Raw genomic sequence first — 8,313 nt, forward strand, 5'->3', positions numbered from 1 at the left:
TTAAGCTCTAGCATATATGTTTCCCCCTATCTTTGACTAGTGGTGTTTTCATTGATAGGTTAACATAAATGCTGGAGTTTTTTTAGTTGTAATTATTGTTATAGATTTTAACTAGCACAACGGGTTAATTTAATTTCAATAAAATTAATAAAATATATCAAAACATTCTCACTTGTTAAAAAAGTTATAAAGAATTAAAATATATGTATCAGAAAATAACTACTTGTAAAGAAAATTTAGTGAACTCATTTTGCTAAAACAAAACATAGATACTTCAAGTGGAGACTCTACTTCACCTGAAGCAAAAACTTCAATCTCCCACTTATAGAAGTGGGAGTCTTGTAAAATCGATAAAAATACAAAAAGAAAGGCAGGTGTAAAACCTGATTCATAGTTAATTAATAGAATCGGGCTTAATTATGCAAAAAAACATATTAATCGCAGAAGATGACGCAAGAATGCGAAAACTGCTACATGATTATTTAAAGAAAGAAAACTTCAACATAATAGAAGCTGAAAACGGTAAAATAGCTTTGAAAAAATTCAAGGAAATGAAAATTGATTTGATTATACTAGATGTTATGATGCCTGAATTAGATGGTTATTCTGTAAGCAAAGCTATACGTGAGATATCAGATGTTCCAATTATAATGCTTACCGCAAAATCTGAAGAATATGATAAAATATCAGGATTTGAATCTGGAGTAGATGAGTATGTTACTAAACCTTTTAGTCCAAAAGTTCTTGTAGCTCGTGTTAAAAATCTTCTTCAAAGAGTTGAGGGTACTCTTGGAAAAAAAGAAGGAATTGAGTACATTGATGGTTTAACAATTAATTTTTTATCTCATGAGGTTCTAATAAATGATGAAGTCGTAAAATTATCACCAAAAGAATTTGATTTACTCGCTTATTTAGTTGTAAATAAAGGTATTGCTCTATCAAGAAACACTTTACTGGATAATGTATGGGGATACGACTACTTTGGAGATTTAAGAACAGTTGACACACACATCAAGAGATTAAGAGAAAAATTAAAAGATAAATCTTATTTGATAACAACAGTGCGTGGAAGCGGTTATAAATTTGAGGTGAAAAGATGAAAAAGTCCAGCATAACAATAAAACTTTTTACAATAACTTCAATATTTTTTATGATTTTATTATCAACAACATTCATATTCCAATCCCTGTTTTTTGAGAAATTCTATTACTCTGAAAAAAAACACCGCTTGATAAAAAATGTAGAAAATTTCAAACACGAATATGTTAAAATAAATAGTATTTCTCTGCTAGCAAAATATATATATCAATTTGAAGATGCCAACAACTCTAAAATGGTTATAATAACAAAAAACGGCATGATTAAAACGAGTAATAATTCAATATCAAATATTCCTAAGGATAGAAGTAACGAAGTGATATTTTTAGCACTCGATCACTGGCTTTCAAGTGAAGAAAACTACTTTGATGTTTTATTAAATAAATCTACTATAAGCTTTAATTTTAAAAATCCTGTACTTAATACAAATAATCTTGTCGTTGTGTCACCCGTTATGACCAATAATTCAATTAATGAAATAATATTTGTAATATCTACTCTTCAACCTGTTGGAGAAGCAGCTTCAATTATGAAAAAATATTATATATATATTTTTATTGGAACACTTATTCTTATTGCAATTCTTTCTTTAATTTACTCAAAAATGATATCAACACCTTTAATAGAACTTAATAATACAGCAACAAAAATGGCTAATTTAGATTTCTCTGCAAAATGTAATATAAAATCAAATGATGAAATAGGAAATCTTGCATCTACACTAAATTTTCTTTCACACAATTTAAACAAAACTCTTTCAGAACTTAAATATGCAAACATAAAACTAAAACAAGATATTGAAAAAGAAAAAGAATTAGAAAAAATGCGCAAAGAATTTATAGCTGGAGTATCACATGAACTTAAAACCCCTATTAGTTTAATTGAAGGATATGCTGAAGGCTTAATAGATGGCATAGTTGACGAAAAAGATATAGAATATTACTTGAATGTAATAATAGATGAATCCAAAAAAATGGATTCACTTGTAAAAGATATGCTTGATTTATCTCGATTAGAATCTGGAACATTTATGTTAAATTTGTCTGAATTTAATATATACGATTTTATAAATTCAATATACAGGGTTCATTCTAAAAACATAAAAGATAAAAAATTAAATCTCAATTGTAATATTCAAAATAAAAATATTCTAGTTTATGCTGATGAATTCAGAATAGAAGAAGTTATTACAAATTTAATAAGCAACGCCATTAGATACACTCCTAAAAACAAAAATATATATATTAATTTGATTGACAATGACGATAGAATTCTTATTGAAATTGAAAATGAAGGAGCTAATATAGAAGAAAATGAACTGAAATACATTTGGAATAAATTTTATAGAATAGATAAATCAAGAAACAAAGATTTAGGTGGTACAGGATTAGGCTTAGCAATAGTAAAAAATATTTTAGAATTACACAATAGTGAATATGGTATTGTAAATACAGAAAAAGGAGTAAAAGCATATTTTTATTTAAATAAATGCTAATTACTATTAGGTAGGTTTCTTCGCAATCAACTATGAATCCTACCTATTTTATACTTTCAAAGTTCTTAAAATCGTATAATTCTCTAGACAAAAATATGAATTTTAAACTTGATAAGTATAACATAAACTATTGAAGTAATTCATCTTCTTTCCTATGACCAGATTCTTCAACACTTTCACTTATATCCTTTGTTTTTGCCCAAATCTTGAAATTTGGATAGCAATCTATATAATTATTCAAATTTACCCCTATCTCTCTAATAGGTCTTAAGTCTGACCCATATGACTGTGCAATTTGTTTCATATCATATGAATCAAAATTTACTTTTTTATCTTTTCTTGTTCGCTTTGATAAAGTATTTCCCATGTTTTTCATCACCCTTCGAAATTATATTAAAATTATCGCGTTCCAATATCTTCTCAACTATGTTAACATCATCGTTATTTTCATGACTAAACCTAATAATAATACTATCATCAAAATCTACCACTTTAATATAATCTTCTATATTACTGTAATCACTTAGATTTATACTTCCATTAATATCCAAGAAATAATCAGACATACCTCTTCTCCTTATAAATCTTTATGTATATATTATTATCATATGTCATAAGAAAATATTCCTTTTTGGTTTTATTTTTTCTCAATTACACTCTCTTTTTATTATCAACTTTTTTATAATTTAGTCCGTAAACCCTCTGTACCTCGTGCCTGTGGATGTACGAACTTTAAATAATAAGACTAAAAATACTATGTATTTAAATATTAAAAAACCTTAGATTCTCTCTAAGGTTTTTTAATATATTTAGGCATTTTCAAAAAATAACTAGTCAGTATGCTAGCCTATTTTACGAACTACTTCATCGTTGGAACCCGTTGATAGAACCTACTATCAGCGGAACCCAACTCTTTGTATTTCACAAAATATACGTCGCATCTTTGACTTGTTATTTTCTTTCAAATGCCTTATTCCTCTTTATTAGCCTCTTCTATTACATTTTTAGCAACCTCCTGAGGAACTTCCTCATACCTTGCAAATTTCATAGAAAAACTTCCTCTAGCACCAGTCATGGATCTAAGCTCAGTCGCATATTCAAACATTTCTGCCTGAGGTACTTCTCCAATGATTACTTGCTGTCCTTCCTTAGGTTCCATACCCATTATCCTACCTCTTCTTCTGTTCAAATCCGAAATAATATCCCCAGTATAATCATCTGGCACTGAAATCTCAACATGCATAATAGGTTCTAATAATATAGGATTTGCTTGAGCCAAACCTTTTTTATAGGCAAGTGAAGCTGCTACTTTGAAAGCCATTTCTGAAGAATCAACTGGGTGATAAGAACCATCATGCAATGTAGCTCTTACCCTAATTACAGGATATCCTGCTAACACACCATGCAACATACATTCTTTTAATCCTTTTTCAACAGCAGGTATATACTGTCTAGGTACAACTCCACCTACAACTTTATCTACAAATTCAAGTTCATCTTTACCATCATTTCTCGGTTCAAATAGTATCTTTACATCTCCATATTGACCATGACCACCTGACTGTTTTTTATGTTTACCTTGAACATCTGCTGATTTCTTAATAGTCTCTCTATAAGGAATCTTAGGAGTTCTTAATTCAACTTCAACGCCAAATTTATTCTTTAATTTACTCGCAATAACATCAAGATGTGTTACCCCCAAACCATATATAATAGTTTCTGAATTTTCAAAATCTCTTTCAACCTTAAAAGTTGGATCCTCATCCATTAATTTGTGCAAACCATTAGATATCTTATCCTCATCACCTTTCGCTTTTGGTAAAACAGCTCTTGAATACACAGGTTCAGGAAAATTCATTTTCCTATACATAACATGTTCAGAAATATCACACAATGTATCTCCAGTAGTAGAATACTGTAGTTTTGCTACAGCCCCAATATCTCCAGCTTCGATCATATCTGTTTGATATTGTTCTTTTCCTTTTATAAAATACAAAGTTCCCAATTTTTCTTCTTTATCCTTATTAGGATTATACACAACAGTATCAGATTTAGCCTCACCAGTAATTACTCTAAACATAGATAACTTTCCAACAAATGGATCGGCTATCGTTTTGAATATTATCGCAGAAAATGGTTTATTCTCATCAATTTTCACACCTATATATTCACCTGTCTTAGGATCATGAGCCTTGTATAAATTTGTATCTTTTGGTGATGGGAAACATTCTACCATATCCTCTAGCAATGTATGAATTCCTATTCCTTTTATTGCAGAACCACACATAACTGGAACTATATCTCCATTTGAAGCACCCGCTATTAACCCATTGTATATTTCTTCATCACTCAAACTACCTTCTTCAAAATATTTATCCAGCAACTTTTCGTCTGTTTCAGCTACAGCTTCCTCAATCATTTTTTTACATTCTTCAGCCTTACTCATTAACTCATCTGGAATTTCTCCTGTTTCCATTTCATGAGTTTTAGGGTTAAATATTCTCGCTTTACCTGAAATAACATTTATAATTCCCCTAAAATTTTCTTCTTTCCCAATAGGATACTGAATTGGAACTACTGATATTCCAAATTTAGATTTTAATTGTAATAATACTTTTTCAAAGTTACTATTTTCTCTATCTAGCTTATTAACAAAAAATGCCCTTGGGATTTCATGTTCATTGGCATATTTCCATGATTTTTCAGTTCCAACTTCAATACCAGAAACACCACAAACAGTAATCATCGCCAAATCAACCGCTTTTAATCCCTGAACCATCTCACCCACAAAATCAAAATATCCCGGAATATCAACTAAATTTATTTTTACATTATCCCATTCACATAATGCTACTGAAGTAGATATAGAATTCTTTCTTCTTTTTTCTTCAACATCAAAATCGCTTAATGTTGTTCCTTCTTCAACCTTCCCAAATCTGTCAATTGCCTTTGTATGATATAATAAAGCTTCTGTTAATGTAGTCTTACCTGATCCACCATGTCCAATGATACCAATATTTCTTAAATTCTTAGTTTTATATTGTTTCATACTTATACCCCCTGTTAATAGCATTAATATTATATTTCTATTTAAAGACAAAAATTCCTTTCACTTATCGAAATAATTTCTGATTAAATAAAACATTCTTAATATTTAGACATTTATCATCATATAACATTATCCAATTTAAGAATTATGATGACACTTTTATATTATTTATTATTATTAGAAATTTATTCACAGGGACAATAAAAAAATCAACAGCTGCAACTAATTTTTTCATACAACCTGTTGATAATTTTTTTATATCACTATTATATATTTTGTTTTCCATTTACTCTTTTTTTATAAGAAGGAAACAATATAAAAACTCAACGACCACCTACTAAAAAATTCATTGCCTAAAATGAGCTGCTCTCAATAATAGAACATTAATAATTCAACTTTCTCAGATAAAAAACACCTGTGAAAGTTGAATTAACACGTAACCTGAGATTTCTAATGCTTAATGTTATTTGTAGTAAGATATTTCTGTAAGGTACCATCCCACGTTATAACCTGCTCATCAACTACCCATTGATTTGAAACAATAGCTTGTTCAGGATTTATAGTTATGGAATAATCAGGTTCTTTTAATTCATTATCCTTATCTGGATATAGATAAATATTAATTCTGTCATTAACAAGCACTGCTAGCATACTACCATTTGGTGAAGAAACAGCATCTCTTGCACCTGGAATTTGTTTTTTTATAGTTTCAAAAGGTATAATTAAATCATCGTAGCATAAAAGTTTATCAGAAACTTTATGCGTAAGCTCTAAAAAATTTGTTGCACAAATACGATAACTTCCATTACCACGATGCTCAAAAACTTTATCAAGTGGTAATGCTGCAACCCAATGACCATCTTTTCTAATAAGTATAGGATTTTCGACATCTACTTTATTTTCATTTCTTATCTGGCTATTATCTTCATCACATAAATCCTTATTGTATTCATTTTTATAATTTTCTATTTTTGTTCTATCAAAATCTATTAAATCACATAAATTGGCAGTATTTTTTTTATAATTTTTTCCTAAATATTTTAGTTCATATAACAAATTATCATACCACGACGCACTAAAAGTACCTCCACCAGTTTCAAATGAATGTTTATTTATTAATACATATTTATTTCCTGCAAATAATACATCATCTTTAGTAGTTCTAATTGGCCACACACCATCTCCCCAAGAAATATTATTATAATCGCATACTTTAGCAGGGTTATTTCCAAAAGGAAAAGCAATCGTATCAATAAAATGAAATTTATACCTGTAATTATATAATGGAGCCTTATCGGATTTATCGTCTGCCTCGGTATTAAATTCTTTATCATCATAAATTGTATTTTGTATTTTATAAAAAGATTCTCCATAAGATACACTTAAAAAACCTTTACCACGTCGAACTGTAATACTATCATCATTTTGAAATATCCACAATGTTTCATATTCAGTTGGTTCAGCATCAAATTTTGTTGTTTTTTTAAGACCTAGTAGAATCCCCGAAACCTTCTTCTTATGTTTTTTATTACCATTATTGTTCTCTGAAACATTATTTTTTGATGTATTTTTTTCTAAAGTACTGGTCTGTAAAGTATTATTTAGCGAATTATTAGTCTTCTTATTTACCTTACCAGTTAGTAATTTTGAATTAGTATTATCCTGAGAATTTCTAATATTATTACTACATCCCATACAAAACATAAAAATAAATATGGGAAAAATTAAAAGTATTTTTTTCATAATACAGCCCCCATATACCTATAGAGCATTCACGGAAACTCCTCAGTTCCTATGATTACTCTGTTTTATTATTTAAATTTTTTATTAATTTCCCCAGTTTTTTTGCGTAAAACACTTAATGATAATGCAACAAAGCTACTGAATGATTATTAGTATCTAACTTCCTTGTTATCTCTCATTTCTATAATTTAGTACTAATTATATTTTAACACAAAAAATAATAGAAGCAAATTACTTTTATGCATTCATCTCCCAGCTATAGATGATAGGAAACTTTTGCTAGTTACTTTAAACTTCTATATAAAAAAAATGGCTCCACGGAGAGGACTCGAACCTCCAACCTATCGGTTAACAGCCGAGTGCTCCACCATTGAGCTACCGTGGAACGTTTTTTACCTGGCAGCGACCTACTCTCCCACACGGTCTCCCATGCAGTACCATCGGCGCTATAAAGCTTAACCTTCGTGTTCGGAATGGGAACGGGTGTTGCCTTTACGCTATAACTACCAGATTCTATTTTTGATATTAAATTCTCTATATTAAACATAGAGCTGACTTGATGGCAACCGGAGTAATTCTTAACGCAAATCACAGATTTGCTAAATTACTCGTTAAATGTCATTTAAACATTTAACCCTTTACGCCATAACCACCAGATACTTAACTTCTTATTGACGTTTGTGGTATACATTGAGAAAACATTGTTCTCTCAAAATTGCATAATGAACTGAATACCAATCTCCAGTCTCTAATCATCAATTATGAAATAATAGCGATTAGCGATTGGTGACTAGCGATTCTTTTTGGTCAAGTCCTCGACCTATTAGTATCGGTCAGCTTAATACATTACTGCACTTACACCTCCGACCTATCAACCTTGTGTTCTTCAAGGGGTCTTACTGACTTTCGTCATGGGAAATCTTATCTT

At 29.6% G+C, this 8,313-nt stretch carries 6 protein-coding genes, 1 tRNA gene and 2 rRNA genes; 2 read left to right on the forward strand and 7 right to left on the reverse strand.

Annotated features, from left to right (window positions below):
* The first annotated feature begins 419 nt into the window (after positions 1-419).
* Positions 420-1,100, forward strand: coding sequence for a response regulator transcription factor (locus CLTEP_RS12570; protein WP_066827237.1), 681 nt, complete (start codon positions 420-422; stop codon positions 1,098-1,100).
* 128 nt (positions 1,101-1,228) lie between these two features.
* Positions 1,229-2,593, forward strand: a complete 1,365-nt coding sequence (locus CLTEP_RS12575) for a HAMP domain-containing sensor histidine kinase (protein WP_242863947.1) — start codon at positions 1,229-1,231, stop codon at positions 2,591-2,593.
* A gap of 127 nt (positions 2,594-2,720) precedes the next feature.
* Here CLTEP_RS12575 and CLTEP_RS12580 read toward each other — a convergent pair whose 3' ends face one another.
* From CLTEP_RS12580 to CLTEP_RS12610, 7 genes are all read right to left on the reverse strand, one after another.
* Complete coding sequence (locus CLTEP_RS12580; RefSeq protein WP_066827243.1) at positions 2,721-2,960, reverse strand: hypothetical protein; 240 nt, start codon at positions 2,958-2,960, stop codon at positions 2,721-2,723.
* Positions 2,923-3,159 carry a hypothetical protein gene (locus CLTEP_RS12585; RefSeq protein ID WP_066827245.1) on the reverse strand — a complete coding sequence of 79 codons (237 nt, stop codon included), beginning with the start codon at positions 3,157-3,159 and terminating at the stop codon, positions 2,923-2,925. Before CLTEP_RS12585 ends, CLTEP_RS12580 begins: the two co-directional genes overlap by 38 nt.
* Before the next feature lie 404 nt (positions 3,160-3,563).
* Complete coding sequence (gene fusA, locus CLTEP_RS12590; RefSeq protein ID WP_066827247.1) at positions 3,564-5,642, reverse strand: elongation factor G; 2,079 nt, start codon at positions 5,640-5,642, stop codon at positions 3,564-3,566.
* A 450-nt stretch (positions 5,643-6,092) separates the two neighbouring features.
* The gene (locus CLTEP_RS12595; protein WP_066827249.1) at positions 6,093-7,385 is read right to left on the reverse strand and encodes a hypothetical protein; all 1,293 of its coding nucleotides are present in this window, start codon (positions 7,383-7,385) and stop codon (positions 6,093-6,095) included.
* A 310-nt stretch (positions 7,386-7,695) separates the two neighbouring features.
* Positions 7,696-7,770 (reverse strand) — tRNA-Asn (locus tag CLTEP_RS12600).
* 9 nt (positions 7,771-7,779) lie between these two features.
* A 5S ribosomal RNA gene (gene rrf, locus CLTEP_RS12605) occupies positions 7,780-7,896 on the reverse strand.
* A gap of 292 nt (positions 7,897-8,188) precedes the next feature.
* Positions 8,189-8,313, reverse strand: a 23S ribosomal RNA gene (locus CLTEP_RS12610); the annotation flags it as partial.

It is taken from the genome of Clostridium tepidiprofundi DSM 19306 (assembly GCF_001594005.1).
In the GTDB taxonomy this organism is placed as follows: domain Bacteria; phylum Bacillota; class Clostridia; order Clostridiales; family Clostridiaceae; genus Clostridium_AC; species Clostridium_AC tepidiprofundi.

Bases quoted from the DNA above. Each gene is read 5' to 3' on its own strand.
- CLTEP_RS12580 (WP_066827243.1), bottom strand. From the start codon at position 2,960: ATGGGAAATACTTTATCAAAGCGAACAAGAAAAGATAAAAAAGTAAAT.
- fusA (WP_066827247.1), bottom strand. From the start codon at position 5,642: ATGAAACAATATAAAACTAAGAATTTAAGAAATATTGGTATCATTGGA.
- CLTEP_RS12595 (WP_066827249.1), bottom strand. From the start codon at position 7,385: ATGAAAAAAATACTTTTAATTTTTCCCATATTTATTTTTATGTTTTGT.
- CLTEP_RS12585 (WP_066827245.1), bottom strand. From the start codon at position 3,159: ATGTCTGATTATTTCTTGGATATTAATGGAAGTATAAATCTAAGTGAT.
- CLTEP_RS12570 (WP_066827237.1), top strand. From the start codon at position 420: ATGCAAAAAAACATATTAATCGCAGAAGATGACGCAAGAATGCGAAAA.